This is a genomic window from Halomonas sp. JB37 (genome assembly GCF_002332255.1).
GTDB lineage: Bacteria > Pseudomonadota > Gammaproteobacteria > Pseudomonadales > Halomonadaceae > Vreelandella > Vreelandella casei.
Genome location: NZ_NRGW01000001.1, coordinates 670,738 through 692,612, shown reverse-complemented (window position 1 = coordinate 692,612; position 21,875 = coordinate 670,738). Strand labels below are relative to the sequence as shown.

Sequence of the window (21,875 nt, the reverse complement as noted above, 5' to 3'; positions counted from 1 at the left end):
TCAAGCGACTGGGAAACAGCGCCCGATAGAATCATGAAAAATAGGAATGCATACGCAACTTAATTTCTTTTGTCTGCCGCCCTTCGTACGTGAACAATAGCCAGTCAATTTTCCGCTCGCGCTTTCGTTTAACCACCTTTGGTCAATGCACCGAAGGCTCGACACCGCAATGAGCGGCACTGAACCATTACAAATAATCTTATTAGCAGGAGTTAACATGAAGCTTTCCCTGTCCAAGGTCTTCTGTGGCTTAAGTGCCAGCATTTTCCTCGCGGGATGTAGTAGCGAAAGCAAGCCTAATATTGCGGTTGGGCCTCCTGCTAGCACAACGCAAAGCGTTTCCCAACTGCTTTTTGATGCTTACGGTATTGGCAGCGACAAATACAAAACATATCAGGAAGGCTTTGGCGCCGCGCTCGACGGTGTACAAGATGGCAATATTGATATTTCGATCGGCATTCTTGGCTTGCCTTCAGGCAGCATTGAAAACCTCCAGGCGTCTAGTGGCGATGTCCGCTTGATGAGCCTAAGCGACGAGGCAATTGATTACATCGAAGCGAATAGCGCCTATAAGCGGTTTACGATTCCCGCAGGCAGCTATGATTTTCAGAAAGAAGATGTAGAAACCATTACGGCTTACGCTGTCTTGGTCGGTAATACCCAGACGATTGATGAAGAACTCGGCTATGAGCTGGCGCGTTTGATGCATGAACACGCTGAAGAAAATACGCACGCTCAGTCAGCCTTCATGACGCTGGAAAATGCCTTGAACGGCTCTGAAGGCCTACCAATTCACCCGGGTGCAAAGCGCTACTATGAGGAGCAGGGGCTGACGGTCGATAACCCCGTGGCAGAGCTTGGCAATATAGAATCCAAAAGTGAATTCATTCTGGGTACCGGCAGCCAGGGCGGCACCTACTACCCGCTGGGTGGCGAAATGGCGACTATCTGGAATCGTTACCTGGATGGCCAGAATTTTACCAACATCGAAACCGGTGCCTCCATCGAGAACCTTGTCAGTATCCGCGACAATACGATGGATTTGGGTATGACCGTTCACGCGCCCGCCCAAGATGCCGTTGAAGGCAGCGGCGAGTTCGAAGGTGGTCCAATCGGCAACGTTGCCTTTATCGGCCATATCTATCCAGAAGTTATCCAAATTGTTACTCGCGAACGCTCCAAGATTGAAAGCTTAAGTGATCTGACTGATTAACAACTCCTTATCGCCGCTGGGTAAACCAGCGGCGTCATCCGCATGAGGCTTAACCGTGGATAAAAAAAAACATCTGATGAAGCAGCTCTCTTAGAGAAATATGACCGCGAGTCTCAGGTTCGCTCGCCATTACAATTAGGCAAATGGGCATGGCTCATCACGTTAATGGGCGTGTCACTTACCTGCTTCCATCTCTACACCGCTTACTTCGGTACGCTACCCTCACAACAGCAGGGCGCCGTTCACTTAGGCATGGCGCTAGGGATGATATTTATTATCTTCCCGGCTACTCGCGGCGCAGGCCCCCGCCAGGGCGTTCCTTGGTACGACATCGTGCTGGCCTTCACGGCAACGTTCGCTGCCTATTATAAAATTATCTTTTATGAAGAAGTGCTACGTGCCCGCATTACCGGCTACTCCACGTTTGACCTCGTTATCGCCGTACTCGGGGTACTGTTTGTTCTAGAAGCAACGCGCCGTACGGTGGGTATGCCCATCGTAATTATGGCGGCCTTAGCCATTGCTTATGCGCTGTTTGGTAATCTAATACCCAGCCCCTTACTGTCTCATCCAGGCTTTTCGCTTGAGCAAGTCTCACCGTATTTATGGTTTAGAGAAAGCGGCGTGTTTGGTACACCTCTGCAAATATCGGCGCGCTTTATCTTCCTATTTTTGTTCTTCGGCGTTGTGCTTATGCACACCGGCGTTGGCCGCTTCTTTAATGATTTAGCCTTTGCCGTTACTGGACGCTTTACTGGCGGTGCGGGCAAGGCGGCGGTTATGGCAAGCTCTTTACAGGGTATGATTTCAGGCAGTTCTATTGGCAATACAGTGGCCTCTGGCTCGTTCACCATTCCTATGATGAAGAATGCACGCTTCAAGCCCGAAGTCGCTGGTGCCATTGAGGCCTCCGCATCTACGGGCGGACAAATTATGCCGCCACTGATGGGGGCAGCTGCGTTTATCATGGTGGAGTACGTGGGCGTCTCGTATCGCGAGATCATGTTCGCCGCACTTATCCCTGCGATTCTCTATTTCGCCAGTATTTTTATTGGCGTCCATTTTGAAGCCAAGCGTCATCGTATTCTGGGCCTTCCTAAAGACCAGTTGCCTAGCAAACGTAAACTGCTGTTAGAAAAAGGCTACATGCTGCTGCCACTGCTGGTCATCATTACCACGATCAGCGTCGGGTTCACGGCTCAGCGTGCCGCCCTCTTGGGGATCGGCTGTGCTTTTGCCGTAAGCTTGGTGCGTAAAGAGACTCGTCCATCGCTCAAAGACATACTCAATATTTTTGAGCAAGGTGCTCGGGTAGCCTTGCCAGTCATTGCGGCAGTGGCCTGTGCGGGCATTATTGCGGGTGTTGTCGGTATGACCGGTATGGGCTCGAAATTTGCTGCCGGTATCATTAGCCTGGCCGATGGCGTGTTAATACTGGCACTACTGTTCACAATGATTGCCTGCATTGTGCTGGGCATGGGATTGCCAACAACCGCCAACTATGTGGTAACAGCGACGATTGCCGCACCAGCGCTAATCAATGAATTCGGCCTGCCGCCGATGGCCGTTCATCTGTTTGTATTCTATTTCGGCATCATTGCCGATATTACGCCGCCCGTTTGCCTAGCCGCCTTTGCCGGTGCCGGTATCGCCCAGGCGAACCCGATGAAAACCGGCTTTACCGCGGTTAAGCTGGCCATTGGTGCCTTCATTATTCCTTATGCGTTTATTTACAATCCGATGCTGGTAATGGTCGACCCCACTCCTCTGGGGTTAATCACCGCGCTGGGATTCTCGCTGCTGGGGATTATGGGCGTGAGCAGCGCATTGCTCGGCTACTTTGTGCGTGACTCTCACTTCTGGGAGCGCTTGGTAATCTTGGCCGCAGGACTTGCGATGGTTGTTCCTGAGCTATTGACCAGCGGCCTGGGATTGATAGCCATGGCGGCAGTTGGCTGGTGGCAGTCGCGCCGCCCGGATGCTTTTCAGGACGCGAAGCCGCTCGCTTCATGAGCTATGATCAACTCATTACATCGCCCCGGTGCTCAGGCACTGGGGCGGTTCATAGGTTATCAGGAGCTCCTCGCTTGGCATCACGTAATCTTCCTTCAACCGCCGCTATGCAGTGCTTTGAGGCTGCGGCGCGTCATATGAGTTTTACCCGGGCAGCCGATGAGCTGAGCCTTACGCAAAGCGCGGTAAGCAAGCAGGTCGCGCATCTTGAGTCGATTCTGCAACATAAGCTATTCCGTCGCGTCAGGCGCAGCCTTTTGCTCACTCCAGAAGGCGCTATCTTTCTGAGCGACGTACGCAAAGTGCTTGCTCAGCTTGAGATGTCGACCCATACCATCATGACCTACAGTGGCAATAGTGAGGTACTCAAAGTCGCCACGCTGCCAAGCTTTGGCAGCCGCTGGCTAGCCGACAAGCTACCGGCCTTTTTAGCCGCGAACCCGGGTATTAGTTTGGAGTTTCATGACCGCGTGGAGGACTTTGATCTAGAGCAGCAAGATATCGATATCGCGCTGTTTTACGGTCACGGCAGCTGGCCTAATCTTGCCTGCCATAAACTGGTAGATGAAGAGATGGTCGCCGTTGCCGCTCCTACTCTGCTGGCGCAGCATCCCGTTGAGGCTGCCAACGACTTAGCTCAACTGCCGCTATTGCACCTTTCCACTCGCCCTGATGCCTGGCACCACTGGTTTGCGGGCCAGGAGATTGCCACTGACCGCAGCTATCATGGCACCCGCTTTGAAACTTTCCCGATGCTGGTGCGTACCGCCATGGCCGGGGGTGGCGTCGCGTTGGTACCACACTTTGTGGTAGATGAAGAGCTGGCCGCCAACCGGCTTATACTGGCCTGGCCGCATCGTTTGCATAGCGAAAGCGCGTATTACTTGGTCTACCCCGAGCACTTAGGCGAGCTGGCTAAAGTTCGCCGGTTTGTCGAACACCTAACGGCAAGTGCCGCTGTGACCACAGCCATTGAGAGCCGTTTATAGACAACTCAGGCCGCCCGTTTAAGGCAGCCTAAGGGATGTCCCATCATCAAGGCAAAGTGAATTAGCCCGCTAGCGCTGCCAATATGCGCTGCAGAGAGGCCTGCTCCCGCTCGGCATAAAGCGCCAGCTCATCCGTCACCGGCGCCCCTAATGCTTCTTCAAATGCCTCTCTATTGGCGTTGCCAGCATAGGCATCGCTGGCGTTGCCGCCCAAATTGGATTGAAAAATACCCGCCGCGCTGACCGGTAAAAAGTCTTCATAGGTAATGGGCTGGGCCTCTACCAATCCTTGTGCTATCAGGGCATCCATATCGCTATTGGTATTGCCTGTCGCGGCTTTTCCGGCAGCGGTGAGGTGGTAGTGGAAGTAGGCGAGTCCTTCGCGGCGCATCGCTTCATCACTGTCAGGCAGCGCTGTAAATACTTTATCCATCACCGCTTGGTGGGCATCGTTATCCAGCCCTGCCGTCTGCTTACGGCCTTCATTTAACAGCTGATCGTAAAGCGCACGACCTTTAGGCGTAAGCGCCATGCCTCGCTGCTCGATCTCGCCAAATCGCGCGGTATGCGTACCCTGAGCATCCCCAGCAAAGCGAATAGATTCTTCTAACGCTTTAAAACTCGTTTGCCGCAGCAAGATGGGGCTTTCACGACGCGGCGGGCCTTCGATCACGGCTTTAGGATTCATGCCGACGCTCGGCATACGGCGCTGAGCTTCGTCAATATCCAGGGTACGCGGCGTTAAATGGTTGATGTGCGGGCCACGAAAACACACTACATCGGCAATGAGACGGTGCTCGTCATGCAGCGCCTGGTAGGTGTCTAGATCTACCGTGGCATCCTGGTGCCAGCGGAACGTTTCTAGGGCTTCATTAACAAACTGATCGGCCTCGTCGCTGGTTAATCCGCCTTGCGTCTCAAAGCGCTTGATCAAATCGCGCGCTTTAGGTGTGAAAATATCCCGCTTAGTCAGAATCTCTTCAGCACGCTGGCGCAGCGTCTCGCTTTCAATAAGCTCTAGGCGCAGCAGCGAGGTAAACACGCGAAAAGGATTGCACGCCAGCGCCTCATCTTCGATAGGGCGAAAAGCCGTCGAGTGTACCGGCACGCCCGCTGCGGACAAATCATAATAGCCGACTGGGTACATCCCCATCACCGCAAACAGGCGGCGCAACATGGATAATTCATCGGCGGAACCTACGCGAATTGCCCCGTGGCGCTCTACGCTCAGTCGCGCCAGCTCTCCCTGGGCTTCCAAGCGGCGGCGCAGCTCAGGCTGCTGATTCAGCGTCTCTTGGTTAACCTGCTCCACCAGTTCCAACAGCGTGCCGTACTGGGGCACTTCCTTTTGGTACATCGCTGACATGGCAGTGGAGAAACGGTCGCGCACGTCATTGGTGGCTAAAAAAGGGGTCTGAGTCATTTCACGGCTCTCTATGTGTATTGTTACGGTGAAAAGGGAGTGCTCGCCTTCAGTTGCGCTAACAGCGCTTGAAGGGGATGCTGCAATATATGATCTGAAAACCGTTTTACCTGGCTGCGACAGGAGTACCCGGTGGCCAGCAATGTATTCACGCTATCGTTAGCCTCCACTTGAGGCTGCCAGGATTGGGCGTAAATCGTTTTCGACGTGGCCACGTTGCGGGTTTCATGTCCGTAGGTGCCCGACATGCCGCAACAGCCGGTATTGATTAGTGCAAGCTGCAGGCCAAAGGCCTCAAATACCTGCTGCCATGCTTTGGGACTGCCCGGGACATTGGTTTTTTCCGTGCAGTGGGACAATAGCTTAAAACCAGGATGGGTGAGTGGGCGCAAGGGCAAAGCTAGGCTATCAAGCCGTGCGACTAGCCACTCCTGAAGCAGGCCGACGTCCGGGGCAGCCTGCGGGCCTAGCGCTTTTACATACTCTTGCCGGTAGGTCAGCGTCATGGCTGGGTCGATTCCTACTATCGGCACCCCAAACTCAGCCAGCATCCGCAGCCGCTTAGCCTGCTTTTCTGCCGTACGTTTGAAGGCACCTAGAAAGCCCTGTACGTGTTGCGGTTTTCCATTAGCAGCATAGGGCACTACAAATACTCGCAATTCGAGTCGTGTTAGCAACTCCACCACGTCCATCACCAGCTTGACTTCAAAGTGTGTGGTGAACGCATCCTGCACTAGGATCACACTATTTGCGCGCTGCGCTTCGGTTAGTAGGCTAAGCGAGGTGGGCGTAGCAGCCGCCACTCCCCAGGCGCGTAACTGCTTTTTAACACTGCCGCGAGAAAGTTGCGGAGAGTCGCTCACTCCCAGCGTTCGGCGCATCAGTCGCTCAAGCCAGCGCTGGCGCATCAACGCGTTATATAACGGGGCTGCCCGGGCAAGCATCGGCAGCATTTGCTCGGTATTGCCAATTAAGTAATCGCGGAGCGGACGTAGATAACGACCGTGATACACCTCCAGAAACTGCGACCGAAACTGCGGCACGTTGACCTTGACTGGGCACTGGCCGGCGCAGGATTTGCACGCCAGACAGCCTGCCATGGCATCGTACACCTCGTGGGAGTAGTCGTGGTGCCGCTGACGGCTAAGCGTATTGATAACCCGCTGAGGGAAGCGCTTTAGCGCGCCATCCAATCGCTGATCACTAATCTGGCGAGATTCTTCAACCACGTCAACGCCAGCCTGCGACTGTAAACGTAGCCATTCTCGCATTAGGCTCGCGCGTCCTTTAGGCGAGTGAACACGGTCGCGCGTGGCTTTCCACGAAGGGCACATGGGGTCATCAAGATCATAGTTGTAGCAAGCGCCATTACCATTGCAATACACCGCAGCGTCGTAAGCCTGCCAAGCGCGCTCGTCAATCGTACGATCCAGCTGGCCTCGCGTAATGACGCCGTCAATCGTGAGCAAATTGGGGTCGCGAGTTGTAGCAATGAGGGCAGGCTTGGGGCTAACTGTCAGCACGGAGGAAAAAGCACGTGGAGAAGCAATCTTACCGGGGTTTAACTGGTTGTGTGGATCAAAGGCGGCTTTGAGGTGCTGCAAGCTCGGATACAGCGCACCGAAGAAGGCTGGCGCATACTCAGAGCGCACACCCTTGCCGTGTTCGCCCCACAGCAACCCGCCGTACTTTTGCGTTAGCACGGCGACCTCATCGGAAATCTCTCGAATCAACGCTTCCTGGGCGGGGTCTTTCATATCCAGCGCTGGGCGCACATGGAGTACACCAGCATCGACGTGGCCGAACATTCCATAAGCAAGTCCACGGGCATCCAGCGCCGCGCGAAATTCACCAATATAGTCCGCTAAGTACTCAGGCGGTACGGCAGTATCTTCCACAAAAGGTAGTGGTCGTCTTTCACCTTGCACATTACCCAGCAGGCCCACCGCACGTTTTCGCATTCCATAGACGGCACTGATCTGCTCACGGCCTTCGGCCAAGCTATAGCCCAGCCGCACGACTGTCTCGTCCTGCTCTAAATAGCGTATAAAAGCGGCGACCCGCTCGGCCAAAACTTGCGGATCATCATCGCTGAACTCAACCAGATTAATACCCCGAACCGGCATGTCGCCGGGATCAGGGAAAAATTCAGCCACGCTGTCCCAAACAAAATCCGCCATAGCCAGTTGGAGCACCGTATCGTCGATTGTCTCAATCGAGATAGGCTGAATTGCCATGCGTCCAGGCGTCGTCGAAGCCATGAGCGCCTTAGCATCACACAGGGCATCCATAAAGCCGGCGTAACGTATATTGATCAACGTCACGTGGCTGGGGATAGGCAGCACGTTGAGCACGGCTTCGTTAACAAAGCCCAGCGAGCCTTCAGAGCCGCACAGCACGCTGTTCAAGTTAAGCTGACCCTGATCATCGCGTAGGTGCGCAAGGTCATAACCGGTCAGACAGCGATTCAGCGGTGGAAACGTCGCCTCAATCAAGGACCGCTGCTGATCGATAATCAACGCGGACGTCCGGTGCACCTCCCCCAGAATTCCTGCCTGCTGGCAGGCTTGATGTTCATCGTCGGCACTAAGCACATGGCTATGCAAGTGATGGCCGCCCAGCAGCACGGTATCCAGTGCCAGCACATGATCGCGGGTCTTGCCGTAGGTGCAGCTACCCTGCCCGCTGGCATCGGTTGAGATCATGCCGCCGATCGTTGCCCGGTTTGAGGTCGAAAGCTCTGGCGCAAAAAAAAGCCCGTGAGGCTTGAGTGCCACATTCAACTGGTCTTTGACCACGCCGGCTTGCACCCGTACCTGTCGGCGCTCTACGTCAATCTCCAGGATTTGATTCATATGTCGGGAGACATCCACCACGATACCATCGGTCAGCGATTGGCCGTTGGTACCGGTGCCGCCGCCGCGGGGCGTTAACACCACCTCGCGGTAAAGCATTTCAGCGGCTAACTTGGTCAAGCGCTCAAGATCTTGTGAATGACGGGGAAACACCACCGCCTGAGGCAGACGCTGGTAAATCGAATTATCGGTGGACAGCACCGTGCGGCTGGCATAGTCAGGGGCAATTTCGCCGTCGAAGCCGCGTATTCTGAGCGCTTGTAAAAAGCGTGCGTATAACGCATTAATACGTTCACCGGCTTCTGCTGCAATCATGCGCTTAGCGTTTCCAGCGCTTGCTCAATAAGATTTAAGCCTTCTTTTAAGATTTCCGGCTCAGTGGTGAGGGGCGGCAATAAGCGCAGAATATTGCGTTTTCGCCCGCTCGGCATCAGCAGAATACCGGCCCTGCGTCCTGCTGTTAGTAGCGCTGCCAAATGCTCAGCTCCGCTGGCATTTGGTGTATCGTTAAAGACGATGCCACGCATTGAGCCAACGCCGGTCATGACCCCCAGCATAGGAAAGCGCCCGCTTGATTGCCATGCTTGGTAGGCCTCCACCATTAGCGTTTCTTGACGTGCACCCCACTCTGCCAAAGTGGCTTCTTGCATAACGTCCATCACGGCCAATGCTGCTGCGCATGCCACAGCGTTACCGGAGTATGTTCCTCCCAAAGCGCCTTTGGGTAACGCATCCATCAATTCGGCCCGTCCTACGACAGCGGCCAGCGGCAGCCCAGAGGCGATGCTTTTACCTATTAAGATCAGATCAGGCTCAACGCCCACATGCGTGAAACCAAAGCGTTTACCGCTACGCCCAAAACCAGACTGAATTTCATCGAAAATCAATAAGATGTTGTGCTGATTACAAATATCGCGCATGGCTTGAGCAAACTGCGGGCAGAGCAAACGGAAACCGCCCTCGCCTTGAATGGGCTCAACAATGATGCAGGCCACTTCATCGGCAGGTATTTCAACCTCGAATATGCGCTCCAGCGCGGCCAGCGACTGCTCGGCAGTCACACCACTATCGCGACTTGGAAACGGCAGGTGATAGACCGGGCCGGGTAAGGCGCCAAGTCCAGATTTATAAGGTTTAACCTTGCCATTCAGGTTCAAAGCAGCCAGCGTACGACCATGAAAGGCGTCATCAAAGGCGATAACCGCCTGTCGGCCGGTAACGCCTCGGGCAACTTTTAGCGCGTTTTCAGTGGCTTCTGCACCGCTATTGGTCAGCATGCAGGAAAGCGGGTAAGAAACCGGGACAAACTGATTTAATGCTTCCGCTACTGCTAAATAGCCACGATGAGGCACGGCATTAAACGCAGAGTGCATCAACGTTTCTACTTGATGTTTAACGGCATCAACAACGGCCGGATGGCTATGACCAAGATTAAGCACGCCAATGCCACCGATAAAATCGATATAGCGCAGGCCGGATTCATCCCAAACCTCAGCATTTCGTCCGCGAGCAATACAAATAGGGTGTAGTACGCCCAACGCGGCACTTACATGGGGAAGATCCATCGCCGTTGCTTCTCTCTGTCATTCAAGGATTAATGCCCTTATCAAAGCAAATTCAAGCGGTAGATCACAAACGAAAAAAAACGCTCAATGCATGCCAAACTGGAATGCATGTCGGATGAAGCGACAGTCGATGAAACGCTCAAAGCAAACAATCGCGGCCAAGGAATGAAGCGCAAGCAAAGAAAGCACGCTGACTATAACGCAGTGAGGCCGCCCGTAGGCGGCCTCACTGAGAGTTAAGATAACAACGGATTAGGTTTCATCCACATCATCATGGTCAGGCTTTTCATGCTCAATCGTTTCAGGGGCTGATTGACGGCTGCGAGGGTCAAACCGGTCATCCGTCGTGGAGAGATCACCGGTTTTAGGCTGCCCAGCGGGGCTACCATCAATCGTAAAGGCTTGCTGCATAACCCGTAAGTTCGCGGGCGGCGCAGAGCCGGTTTTATCTTGCCCGAAGTAGAGCGTCGTATGCGGGAACGGAATCTCGATACCCGCCTCATCAAAGCGCAGCTTGACCAAACGGTTGTAGGCACGGCCAACGCCCCACTGATCGCCCGGCGTGGTTTTAATCACCACGCGGATGTTCACGGAGCTGTCTGCCAAGGCGACTACGCCTGCCACCGTCATATCGGCCAACAGCTTATGGCTATGCTCCTCGCTGGCTTTGAGATCTTCAAAGGCAAGTTTGAGCTGCTCAATGGCGCCGTCAATGCTTTCACGGTACGCAATGCCGTACTCGCCAACGTGATTACCAAACTCACGCATATAGTTAGAGACGGTGTCGACGCTTGAGAACGGCACAATGTGATAGGTACCCGAAAGATCACGGATCCCTACAGAGCGGATGCTAAGCTTTTCAGCGGTGCCGGTAACGCCACCCACGGTGACGACATCGCCGGTATTCATTGCGTTTTCGACCTGGATAAACACGCCTGTAATCACGTCTTGAACGAGCTTCTGGGCGCCAAAACCAATCGCCAAACCGAGCACACCGGCACCGGCAATTAGCGGGCCAATATTGATGCCAATTTCCGACAGCACAATCATGCCGGTAATGGTCACCATGGCAATGGCCAGCGCATTACGGAACAGGCTGAGCAGCGTTTTCGCTCGTGCAGAAGGCTCACCCATGCCCGTTTCCGGGTTGAGTTTGTGCTCAATCAAGCTTGCCAAGCACAGCCAAACAGCGAGTGAAACAATCAAAATAACGGCAACGCCGGTTAGGTTACCGACTAAGTTCGCGCCACGCTCAGAGGCGTACCAGGCGGCTAAATTAAAGGCGCCCCAGGCGTTCAGCACCAGCATGATGACCACGACCAAAATGATCGTGCGCAGCACGCGCAGCGCATTAGGCACATAGCTGTTTAGCCGCGTTTCAAGCAGCGGCAGTTTACGACGCAGATCGTCTGACAGCGTGATGCGGCGGCCAATCGTCTGCGTCAGGAAAGTGGATACCAATAGCCCGATCACAACGGCTGCTAACGTCTTCAGCGTGGCGAACATAACAAACGGCAACGCATCGCCAGGGCGAGTTAACGTCAGTACAAACACCATCAGGAAGTAAAACAGTGCGAATAGATGCCAGGTGCGTGCAAACAGCTGCAGTGAGACACGGCTGGCCGTCATCGTTGTTCTCGATGCGGTCGCGTTAAGATTATTACGCACGCGCACACGGTTTTTAAACACAAAGCCGACGGCGTAAATGAACGCCATTAACATGATCAGCGTACCGACAGCCTGACCAAGCGATGCGGCCAGATAGAAGTTCACCAGCGGCACCACGACCATTAGGCCGTAACCAACGATGCCAATCAGACGAGCCAGCCAGCGGTTCCAGTAGGATGCTTCCTGGGCCGAAATAGGCAGCAGGCGCAGCCCTTCATAGCGCGAAGAGAACAGCATCCGCACTGCGGCTTTAAGCAATTCGATAATTAGGAAAGCATTTAAAAACAGTGAAGCGCGAGTGGAAAGTTCACCGGTTTCACCTACCGCAAAAGTGGCCAACAAATTGCCGCCCACATAGGCAAGGGCAATCAGCAGCACATCGATAACCGCGGCAATCACCACGCAGCCAATTAAGCGCAATACCGGTGTTAAGTTGCTGCCATTGAGCGACCAACCGCTTATCTTAGTAAACAGCGGCTTTGCTAACCGCCTGAAAATAATAAACATTGCAAATGTCGCGACAATCACGATGCCCAGATTGATCGCTGCGCTGGTGAAGGCTGCCACATCAAAGACGCTATCGGCCCCTTGCCCCGAAAACAGGCCTCCCAAGATGCTCGCCACTTGCTCAAACTGCCCACCCACATCACTCACCACGCGGCTGGTAAGCTCCGCCAACTGCCGCGGCAGGGATACATCTTCCGGCGCCAGCTGGCTACCTTCTGCGGCGGCTTCAGGCGATAGTTCAGTGGCAATATCAGCGGGCAGCGCTGAGGCTTGATTGCGCAGCATATCAATCAGCTCTTGTCGCGACTGCTCGTTCTCTAAAAGACCCGCCAATGCCTCGTAGGAGGTAGGCTCTGCCTGCGCAGATGAGGCTGAACTATCGGCATTGGCCGATTCACTAGGCGTGCCCTGCGCCATTGCTGGGGTAGCCATTAAGGCAATCATTGCCAGCAGCCAGACACCTAGCCAGGGTAATAAACGAAGTGGCTTCACACCTTAACCTCCTTTTGGGTGAGTATTCTTTTCAATCTAACGGCTGCAGCGTGTTACGCAACCGATATTACCGACACTGACAACTTCAGCCGATTATAAAGCTGTACAGGGTAACACGACTTGATTAACAAGGTGTTTCACTGACAGTACGGTGCCAGCCATTGATTCGCCAATAGCAGCACCAGGGCGTAACGAGCACCCTTGGCAACCACAATCCATGCTAACGCCCGCCACCAGGGCAGCCGAAACACGCCGGCGAGAACCGTGAGCGGATCACCGATAATCGGCGCCCATGACACCAGTAGACTCATTTCACCAAACCGATGATACCAACCCTCGGCACGCGCCAGGCTACGTGGCGATGCCGGAAACCAGCGGCGGTCTTGAAACCGGCGAGCATAGCGCCCCATCGCAACGTTGATCATGCTGCCCAGCGTATTGCCCATCGTCGCCACGCACCACAGAGCAAGCGTAGGCTCACCCACGCACCAAAGCCGTGCTAGCCACACCTCAGACCCACCGGGTAACAGCGTAGCGCTCACCAAGGCGACAAAAAACAGGCTCAGTATCGTTGTGCAACCATAGCCTCGGTATGCCTACGCTAGCGCGGCACTTGCCCGCCCAGCTGCTGGGTAATTTCATCGGCGGTTTGACGAACCAGTTCGCCCAAGGTCAGCAAACGCGTTTCGGGAATCCTTGCCATCGGGCCTGAAACGGATATCGCCGCCATCGGTGTGCCGTGTTCATCAAACACACAGGCAGCCACACAGTGCAGGCCAATGGCATGCTCCTCGCGGTCACAGGCAAAGCCCTGCGCGCGAATTTTCGCCATCTCCGCTTGCAGCGTGTCGGGCTGATAGAGCGTATTGGTCGTTACTCGTACAAGCTCGCCTTGTTCCAGCAGTTGCAGGCGCTCATCATCGGGCATCCACGCCAGCAGCGCTTTACCCACACCCGAGGCGTGCAGCGGCGCACGCGAGCCCAGGCGAGTAATCATGCGCATCATCTGAGGCGACTCGTGCTGGGCAAGAAATACGGCCGTTGCCCCATCGCGAATGCCCACGTTAGCGGTTTCGGCCGTTTCGGCCGTTAGCCGACGCAAAAATGGTCGGCTGGTCGCTACTACGTCGCGCGCTTCCAAAAAGCTGTTGCCGATACGGAAGGTTTTGACATCGATCCGCCACAGACCTTGCTCATTTTCTTGCGTCACAAAGCCTTGGCTTTGTAGCGCCTGTAGCAGCCGATGGGTCGTCGAGGGCGCAAGCTCAGCCATCTCTGCTACTTCTGACAGCGCTAAGCCTAGCGGGCTGGCCGCGAGATGCTCCATCAGCGTTAAGCCACGTACTAGCGACTGGCTATGGCCCCCGCTGGCTTTGGCGGTACTCGCCGGACGACCGACCGTCCTGCGTTTGGCTTCACTCACCGGGCTCTCTCCTAAAAGGCTCTCTTAAAAAACGACTTTAAAAGACTATCTTAAAAGCGCCTTTCCTGAAGACGCCGTCCCTGAAAACAGCATTTCTGACAATACCGTTCCTGAAAACACTATTTCTAAACATACATTTCTAAACATAAACAGGGCATCAGGATAACGTGCCAATGTGACCGCTGTCGCGTTTACGGAAACGAATTCCACTAAAGCAGCAGCGTAACGTTAACGATGCTGCCACTGCGGTGGCCGCTTGCCGATAAACGCATCAATGCCTTCGCCCACATCCTCGGCCAGCATATTACAGGCCATCGTTTCACCCGCAAACGCATAAGCCTCATCAAGTGGCATGGCAAGCTGACGAGCAAACATTGCTTTGCCGGTACGCACCGCCACGGTGCTTTTAGCACAAATGCTCGTGGTCAATGCCGCAAGAGCTTCATCCAACGCGTCATCTTCGGCCACTCGGTTAATCAGCCCCCACTCGGCCGCCTGCTCGGCGCTGATAAACTCGCCGGTGAGCAGCATTTCCATGGCGCGTTTACGCGCCACGTTGCGTGACAGTGCCACGGCGGGCGTAGAGCAAAATAGCCCCACACTAATGCCCGACACGGCAAACCGAGCGCTGCGCGCAGCGACCGCCAAATCGCAGCTCGCCACCAGTTGACAGCCAGCAGCAGTGGCAATGCCCTGGACCTTAGCAATCACCGGCACAGGCAGGTTAACAATGGCCTGCATTACCTCGCTACAGCGGGTAAACAGCGCTTGGTAGTAAGCTTTAGTGGGGTTGGCGCGCATCTGCTTTAAATCATGCCCGGCACAAAAGGCCTTACCTTCTGCGGCGATCACAACACAGCGTACGCTGCTATCGTCGGCAATCTCGGCTAACGCGTGCTGAAAGGCTTGCAGCATGGCTTCAGAGAGCGCATTAAAACGCTCAGGCGCGCGCATGGTTAGCGTTGTGACGCCTAAATGGTCGCTGCGTTGCAGAAGGGAGGCAGAGGCACCTGCAGACGATGAGCCGGTAGAGATGATGGGCATGATGAACTCCAATTTGAGTAGCACATGGCCCATCAGTCTAGCGCACAAGGCGCGCGTATTGGTCGCTACTTCTTCATTTTGCGCGTGTCGCGCCCTAAGGGGTGGGGCTCGCCACGAGACTTGGCAAGCTCAATCTGCCGCTGGCGTTCGCGCGCAGCGGCGCGGGTTTTCTCGGGCAGCGAATCAATACAGTGGGGGCAGCTAATGCCGGGCTCAAAGGCAGAAGACTGCATGTCGTCGGCAGAGATCGGCATACGGCAGGCGTGGCACTGCTCAAACTCACCTTTGCTTAAATCGTGGCGTACCGTGACGCGGTTATCGAACACAAAGCACTCGCCGCGCCACAGCGACTGCTCTTCCGGGACTTTCTCCAGGTAGTTCAGCACGCCGCCCTTTAGGTGATAAACCTCTTCAAAGCCTTCTTTTAGCATAAAGCTCGAGGCTTTTTCGCAACGAATACCGCCGGTGCAGAACATGGCCACTTTTTTATGCTTTTCGGGGTCGTAGTGCTCGCGCACATACTCAGGGAATTCCCGAAAGGTCGTGGTCTTCGGGTCTATCGCGCGCTCAAAGCTGCCGATGGCCACTTCATAGTCATTGCGCGTATCGATCACCAACACTTCCGGGTCGGCAATAACGGCGTTCCAGTCTTCTGGCTCAACGTAGGTGCCAACGGTGTCGTTGGGGTCAATATCCGGCACGCCTAGCGTCACGATCTCTTTTTTAAGTTTCACCTTAGTGCGATAGAACGGCGTTTCATCGCAGTAAGACTCTTTATGATCAATGTCAGCCAGGCGCGAGTCGGCAGTCAGCCAGCTAAGCAGCGCATCAATGCCGGTACGGCTGCCCGCCACCGTGCCGTTAATGCCTTCTTTAGCAAGCAGCAAGGTGCCCGTCACGCCGTTATCCAGCATTGTTTGGTGCAGCGGATCACGCAGTGCTTCAAAGTCGTTCAAAGTAACAAATTTATACAGCGCCGCGACCACGGTGGGCGGCATGGGACTGGGGGGCGTACTGGAGATTGTGGTGGCTACTGACATGTGAAGCTCCTGGTAGTCGCCCTCGCAAAGGGCGGACCGGGTGAATAATCGCGCACATTCTACCCTAAAGCGCTGCTCGCTTGAATCTTGGATGCATTAGCCGGGGGATTAAACGGCGAGTTCAACCCATCGATTTATTCGACGAGATCGTACTGAAACCTTCACCCCACGCCGCTCCAACGAAGCGTATATTGGGGCTATTCCACCCCACGCATTCTAGGGAGTAAACCATGATTATTCGTCGAGCCAATGAGCGCGGCTACGCTGACCACGGCTGGCTACGCTCTTACCATACCTTTTCCTTCGCCAACTACGTTGATCCAAAGCACATGGGATTTCGTGCCCTGCGCGTTATCAATGAAGACCGCGTGACGGGCGGCCATGGTTTTGGCGCTCACTCCCACCGGGACATGGAGATTATCTCCTACGTGCTGGAAGGGGAAATGGAGCACAAAGACAATATGGGCAACGGTGAAGTGATGCGCCCAGGCGACGTGCAGCGCATGTCGGCAGGCACCGGCGTGCAGCACAGCGAGTTCAACCATTCTGAGCAATCCGATCTGCATTTTCTGCAGATATGGATTGAGCCAAAACAGCTGGGCATTGCTCCCAGCTACGAGCAGAAAGCCTTCACGCCGGCTGAGCGGCAGGGAAAGTGGCGTCTGGTGGCATCTGAAGAAGGCCGCGATGGGTCTGTGGGCATTAACCAGGATGTTAACCTTTACGCAGGGCTGTTCGCGGCAGGGGAAAGCACGACTACACCACCCACCCGTCATGCCTGGCTGCATGTTGTTAACGGCACCATGGAAATTAACGGTGAAACGCTCGGCGCAGGCGACGCAGCCGCTTTTCAGCCGGAAGAGATGATTACCCTCACCGGTAAAGAAGCGGGCGAAGTGCTGCTGTTTGACCTAGCTTAATAGCCTGCACCAACCAAAACGGCGCCTCAAAAGAGGCGCCGTTTTTTATGCGGCGGCTTTTACTGCTAAGCGCTAGCTGTTGTGAGACGAGTAGAGCGCACGAATTTTTAGCGTGTGATCTACCTGCTTCAATGCTTCCAGCGCTTGAGGGCCGTAGGCTTTATCGACATCAATAACCACATAGCCGACTTTCTCATTGGTCTGCAGATACTGGCCGGAGATGTTGATGCCATTTTCAGACAACACACGGTTAATCTGCGACAGCACGCCCGGTACGTTGTCATGAATATGCAGCAGGCGGTGCTTGTCTGGGTGTGCAGGCAGCGCCACTTCAGGGAAGTTAACCGAGGTCACGGTGGTGCCGTTATCAGAATACGTAATCAGTTTTTCTGACACTTCAATGCCGATGTTCTCCTGAGCTTCCAGGGTTGAACCGCCCACGTGCGGCGTCAAAATTACGTTTTCTAGACCACGCAGCGGACTTTGGAACTCCTCGTTGTTACCTTTCGGCTCCACCGGGAAGACGTCAATCGCCGCACCGTTCAGTTTGCCCGCTTTAATCGCATCCGCCAGCGGTTCGATTTCCACCACGCTGCCGCGCGCAGCATTGATAAAGATCGCGCCTTGCTTCATGGCCGCAATCTCTTTCGCGCCGATCATCCAGCGGGTTGAGGCAAGATCGGGCACGTGTAAGCTGACCACATCCGCACGACCCAGCAGCTCTTCAAGGCTGCCCACTTGGCTGGCATTACCCATGCCCAGTTTAGCAATGACGTCATAAAAAATAACGTTAAAGCCAAGCGATTCGGCCAGCACAGAGAGCTGCGCACCGATACTGCCGTAGCCAACGATACCCAGCGTTTTACCACGGGCTTCGTGAGAATTTTTCGCTGATTTCAGCCAGCCGCCCTGGTGGGCGCGAGCATTTTTCTCAGGAATACCGCGCAGCAGCATAATTGCCTCTGCCAGCACCAGTTCAGCCACGGAGCGTGTATTGGAGTACGGGGCATTGAACACCGCGATGCCGCGCTTCAGCGCTGCCGTCAAATCGACCTGGTTGGTGCCGATACAGAAACAGCCAACGCCCACCAGCTTCTCTGCCGCTTCGAAAACGCGCTCAGTCAGCTGCGTCCTCGAGCGAATGCCGATGAAATGCACATCACGGATCTTTTCGATCAGCGCATCTTCATCCAGCGACGTCGGCAGGTGCTCAATGCTGGCGTAACCTGATGTGTGAAAATTGTCCACCGCGCTTTGGTGGACGCCCTCGAGTAGCAGGATCTTGATCTTGCTCTTGTCCAGGGACGTTTTGGCCATGGCTGAATCAACCTCTAATGGGCGGCGGCATGCGCCGTGTATCGGTTCACGGAAGGCCCATATCCTAGCACAGCCCGCCTCATTCAGACCGATTCAAGATGATGAAAAGTGTGCGTGCTAACGATGAATCTGTCGCAAGTCGTCGCCTTTCGCGTATATGGAAAGGCAGACGCCCCCCCCAGGCGTCGGTGTATACTATGTACCTATATTTAAAAATATCGGCTTGCAGGCACCCCAATGAGCGACACCACATCATCTCCGCAGGATTTTGCCGCGACGGTTGAGCAACTCGAAACCATCGTCGAACGCCTAGAATCAGGCGAGCTCTCATTGGAAAATGCGCTGACGGCGTTTGAGCAGGGCGTGCGATTAACTCGTGATGCTCAACAGCGGCTGGATACCGCTGAGCTTAAAGTGCGGGCACTCAGTGAAGACAGCGAAGGACGCTTAAACATGACACCCTTTGCTGGCCCTGACGATGCTAAGAACGATCTCAAGGACGACGCCGAGGAAGACAGCAAGGAGACGCCCCCATGGTAGCCACGCAGTCTAGCCAGCTTGCCGTTTTACGCCGTACTAGCACTGCCCGTGTAGATGCGACCCTAGCGGCGCTGTTTGATAATCGACAGGCGGTCGCTCCTCGGCTGGAGGCCGCCATGCGCCATGGCCTGCTAGCCGGCGGCAAACGCCTGCGCCCACTGCTGGTGTATATGGCGGGCCACGCGCTAGGCGCAAAAGACGACGCGCTGGATGCCCCAGCCGCAGCGATTGAGCTGATTCACGCCTACTCGTTGATTCATGACGACCTGCCCGCCATGGACGATGACGACCTGCGTCGCGGCCAGCCCACCGTGCATAAAGCCTTCGATGAGGCGAGCGCGATTTTAGCCGGGGATGCGCTGCAGGCGCTGGCATTTGAAGTGCTGTCCAGCACAGCCCATCCGCGGCTTGGTAATTTGGTATATACGCTTGCCGGCGCCTCAGGGCGCGATGGCATGGTGGCAGGGCAAGCGCTGGATCTGGACGCGGTTGGTGGTCATCCGGATGTCGATGCGCTGGCTCACATGCATGCCCATAAAACCGGTGCCCTGATCGTTGCCGCCGTGCGCCTAGGCGGCCTTGTGGCGGTCGCTGACGACGACCCGCGGTTAAACGCCCTGACTCGCTACGCCGCCGCCATTGGTTTAGCCTTCCAGATTCACGACGACATACTGGACGTGACCGGCGATACCGCTACCCTAGGTAAAACGTCAGGCGCCGATGCCGCACGTGCCAAGCCCACTTATCCCAGCCTACTGGGGTTAGAAGGCGCACAGCGTAAAGCGCAAAGCCTGATCGATGAAGCCATTGCCGCGCTTGCCCCACTGGGGGAGCGTGCTGCACCGCTGGCCGATCTTGCCCACTACATGATCGAGCGCGACCACTAAACAATGTCTATGCAAACAATGTCTATGCAAACGATGTCTATGAAAATAATGTCTATGAAAACATGCCCATGAAGCTGTTCGACGAGATTCCCCGTGAGCGCCCTGCAACGCCGCTGCTCGACTCTTTTGATCACCCGGCTGCGCTGCGGGCCATGAACGCGAATCAGCTCGCCCAGTTGGCCGACGAGCTGCGCGCCTATTTGCTGTATAGCGTAGGCGTGTCTGGTGGCCACTTTGGCGCCGGGCTTGGCGTTGTCGAGCTCAGCGTTGCGCTGCACCGCGCCTTCCATACGCCGGACGACCGCTTGGTGTGGGACGTTGGCCATCAGGCCTACCCGCACAAAATTCTTACCGGTCGTCGTGAGACGATGCTTAGCATCCGCCAGCACGGCGGCTTAGCGGCTTTCCCTAGCCGTGCTGAATCTGCGTACGACACCTTCGGCGTGGGGCATTCCAGCACCTCTATTTCAGCAGCGCTCGGCATGGCATTAGCCGCCAAAGCACAGGGCAGCCAGCGGCGCGTTTGTGCAATTATTGGTGACGGTGCACTAACGGCAGGCATGGCGTTTGAAGCCCTTGCCCATGCAGGTCACGTCAATGCCAACCTGCTTGTGGTGCTCAACGACAACGAAATGTCGATTTCCGAGAACGTTGGCGGCATGGCCACCTATCTCGCCCGGGTACTCTCCAGTAAGCCCTATCTCAAGATTCGCGAAGAGAGCAAGAAAGTGCTTTCACACCTGCCCGGCGCATTAGAACTTGCCCGACGCACCGAAGAGCACATGAAAGGCATGGTCAGCCCCGCCACGCTGTTTGAAGAGATGGGCTTTAACTACGTAGGCCCCATCGATGGCCACGACCTTGGCGCGCTCACCGAGACGCTTGAGAACCTGCGTGACCTTGATGGGCCGCAGTTTCTGCATATTAAAACGGTAAAAGGCAAAGGTTTCTTACCGGCTGAAGCGGATCAGATTGGCTATCATGCGATTACCAAGCTCGAAAAGCCCAGCGCAGAGCTCAAGCAAACACCGCTACCGAAAAGCGTCGTTAAGAAAAAGTACTGCAACGTGTTCGGCGATTGGCTTTGCGATATGGCGGCTCACGATTCGCGTTTGCTGGCGATTACCCCCGCGATGCGTGAAGGCTCCGACTTAATTCGCTTCTCTAAGCAGTACCCGGAGCGCTATTTCGATGTCGCGATTGCCGAGCAGCACGCCGTAACGCTAGCGGCGGGCATGGCCTGCGAAGGCATGAAGCCCGTCGTTGCCATTTACTCGACCTTTCTGCAGCGCGGCTATGATCAGTTAATTCACGATGTGGCGGTACAAAACCTGGACGTCACCTTCGCGATTGATCGAGCGGGCCTGGTAGGCGAAGACGGCCCCACGCATCACGGCAGCATGGACCTTTCCTTCTTACGCTGTGTGCCGGGCATGGTGATTCTCGCCCCGGCGGATGAAGCCGAGTGTCGCGCCATGCTCAGCGCTGCTTATCACTACCCCGGCCCTGCCGCCGTACGCTACCCGCGCGGCACCGGCCCGGGTGTCGATATTCCAACGCACCTTGAGCCTCTAGCGATTGGCAAAGCAGAAACCCGCCGCCAGTCTTCGAACGACGGCGTACGCATCGCGCTGCTCGCTTTTGGCAGCTTAAACGGCCCTGCTGCCGAGATTGCCGAACGCTTAAACGCGACGCACATCAATATGCGCTCGATTAAACCGTTGGATCGCAATGCAGTGCTTCACGCCGCCGATGAACACGAACTGCTGGTTACGCTGGAAGAGAACGTCGTTGCTGGCGGCGCAGGCAGCGCGGTTAACGAGCTGCTGCATGCCGAAGGCGTGCAGATAGAAGTATTAAATCTCGGCCTACCAGATACCTTTATCGAGCACGGCACGCCCGACCAGCTGCTGCACGACTGCGGCCTGGATGTTGAGGGCATCGAAGCCGCCATTCGCCAGCGGCTACCATAGCAACCG

The 21,875-nt window shown here is 55.4% G+C and carries 16 protein-coding genes; 7 read left to right on the top strand and 9 right to left on the bottom strand.

From position 1 onward, the window contains the following. The first annotated feature begins 217 nt into the window (after positions 1 to 217). From CIK78_RS03385 to CIK78_RS03375, 3 genes are all read left to right on the top strand, one after another. Positions 218 to 1,213, top strand: a complete 996-nt coding sequence (locus CIK78_RS03385; RefSeq protein WP_096277223.1) for a TAXI family TRAP transporter solute-binding subunit — start codon at positions 218 to 220, stop codon at positions 1,211 to 1,213. A gap of 156 nt (positions 1,214 to 1,369) precedes the next feature. Then, positions 1,370 to 3,226 carry a TRAP transporter permease gene (locus CIK78_RS03380; protein ID WP_255249116.1) on the top strand — a complete coding sequence of 619 codons (1,857 nt, stop codon included), beginning with the start codon at positions 1,370 to 1,372 and terminating at the stop codon, positions 3,224 to 3,226. A 74-nt stretch (positions 3,227 to 3,300) separates the two neighbouring features. Next, the gene (locus tag CIK78_RS03375; protein WP_096277218.1) at positions 3,301 to 4,215 is read left to right on the top strand and encodes a LysR substrate-binding domain-containing protein; all 915 of its coding nucleotides are present in this window, start codon (positions 3,301 to 3,303) and stop codon (positions 4,213 to 4,215) included. A 61-nt stretch (positions 4,216 to 4,276) separates the two neighbouring features. Here CIK78_RS03375 and CIK78_RS03370 read toward each other — a convergent pair whose 3' ends face one another. The 8 genes from CIK78_RS03370 to CIK78_RS03335 all read right to left on the bottom strand — a co-directional run bounded on the left by CIK78_RS03370 (position 4,277) and on the right by CIK78_RS03335 (position 16,232). Next, complete coding sequence (locus CIK78_RS03370; RefSeq protein WP_096277216.1) at positions 4,277 to 5,638, bottom strand: VOC family protein; 1,362 nt, start codon at positions 5,636 to 5,638, stop codon at positions 4,277 to 4,279. A 23-nt stretch (positions 5,639 to 5,661) separates the two neighbouring features. Further along, positions 5,662 to 8,808, bottom strand: a complete 3,147-nt coding sequence (locus CIK78_RS03365; protein WP_096277214.1) for an FAD-binding and (Fe-S)-binding domain-containing protein — start codon at positions 8,806 to 8,808, stop codon at positions 5,662 to 5,664. Next, positions 8,805 to 10,058 (bottom strand): aspartate aminotransferase family protein, encoded by a 1,254-nt coding sequence (locus CIK78_RS03360; protein ID WP_096277212.1) that lies wholly within the window; start codon positions 10,056 to 10,058, stop codon positions 8,805 to 8,807. The genes CIK78_RS03365 and CIK78_RS03360 overlap by 4 nt, the downstream gene beginning before the upstream one ends. 252 nt (positions 10,059 to 10,310) lie before the next feature. Next, the gene (gene ybiO, locus CIK78_RS03355) at positions 10,311 to 12,725 is read right to left on the bottom strand and encodes a mechanosensitive channel protein (RefSeq protein WP_096277210.1); all 2,415 of its coding nucleotides are present in this window, start codon (positions 12,723 to 12,725) and stop codon (positions 10,311 to 10,313) included. 137 nt (positions 12,726 to 12,862) lie between these two features. After that, positions 12,863 to 13,294, bottom strand: coding sequence for a YqaA family protein (locus CIK78_RS03350; protein ID WP_096277207.1), 432 nt, complete (start codon positions 13,292 to 13,294; stop codon positions 12,863 to 12,865). 32 nt (positions 13,295 to 13,326) lie between these two features. Further along, positions 13,327 to 14,148 carry an IclR family transcriptional regulator C-terminal domain-containing protein gene (locus tag CIK78_RS03345; protein WP_096277205.1) on the bottom strand — a complete coding sequence of 274 codons (822 nt, stop codon included), beginning with the start codon at positions 14,146 to 14,148 and terminating at the stop codon, positions 13,327 to 13,329. A 228-nt stretch (positions 14,149 to 14,376) separates the two neighbouring features. Next, entirely contained in the window at positions 14,377 to 15,192 is an 816-nt protein-coding gene (locus tag CIK78_RS03340) for an enoyl-CoA hydratase (protein WP_096277203.1), read from the bottom strand. 65 nt (positions 15,193 to 15,257) lie between these two features. After that, positions 15,258 to 16,232 (bottom strand): rhodanese-related sulfurtransferase, encoded by a 975-nt coding sequence (locus tag CIK78_RS03335; protein ID WP_096277201.1) that lies wholly within the window; start codon positions 16,230 to 16,232, stop codon positions 15,258 to 15,260. 230 nt (positions 16,233 to 16,462) lie between these two features. Here CIK78_RS03335 and CIK78_RS03330 point away from each other — a divergent pair, with 230 nt between their 5' ends. Continuing rightward, a complete protein-coding gene (locus tag CIK78_RS03330; protein ID WP_096277198.1) occupies positions 16,463 to 17,152 on the top strand; it encodes a pirin family protein in 690 nt (229 codons plus the stop codon). Positions 17,153 to 17,224: 72 nt separating this feature from the next. On the opposite strand, the gene serA is transcribed toward CIK78_RS03330, so the two are convergent. Next, on the bottom strand, positions 17,225 to 18,469 hold the full coding sequence (gene serA / locus CIK78_RS03325; protein ID WP_096277196.1) for a phosphoglycerate dehydrogenase: 1,245 nt from the start codon (positions 18,467 to 18,469) through the stop codon (positions 17,225 to 17,227). 237 nt (positions 18,470 to 18,706) lie between these two features. Here serA and CIK78_RS03320 point away from each other — a divergent pair, with 237 nt between their 5' ends. From CIK78_RS03320 to dxs, 3 genes are all read left to right on the top strand, one after another. Then, positions 18,707 to 19,009 carry an exodeoxyribonuclease VII small subunit gene (locus CIK78_RS03320; protein WP_096277194.1) on the top strand — a complete coding sequence of 101 codons (303 nt, stop codon included), beginning with the start codon at positions 18,707 to 18,709 and terminating at the stop codon, positions 19,007 to 19,009. Further along, positions 19,003 to 19,896, top strand: a complete 894-nt coding sequence (locus CIK78_RS03315) for a farnesyl diphosphate synthase (protein WP_096277192.1) — start codon at positions 19,003 to 19,005, stop codon at positions 19,894 to 19,896. The genes CIK78_RS03320 and CIK78_RS03315 overlap by 7 nt, the downstream gene beginning before the upstream one ends. Before the next feature lie 62 nt (positions 19,897 to 19,958). Then, positions 19,959 to 21,869: a 1-deoxy-D-xylulose-5-phosphate synthase gene (gene dxs, locus CIK78_RS03310; RefSeq protein ID WP_096277190.1), complete on the top strand. Its 1,911-nt coding sequence runs from the start codon at positions 19,959 to 19,961 to the stop codon at positions 21,867 to 21,869. Positions 21,870 to 21,875: the final 6 nt, after the last annotated feature.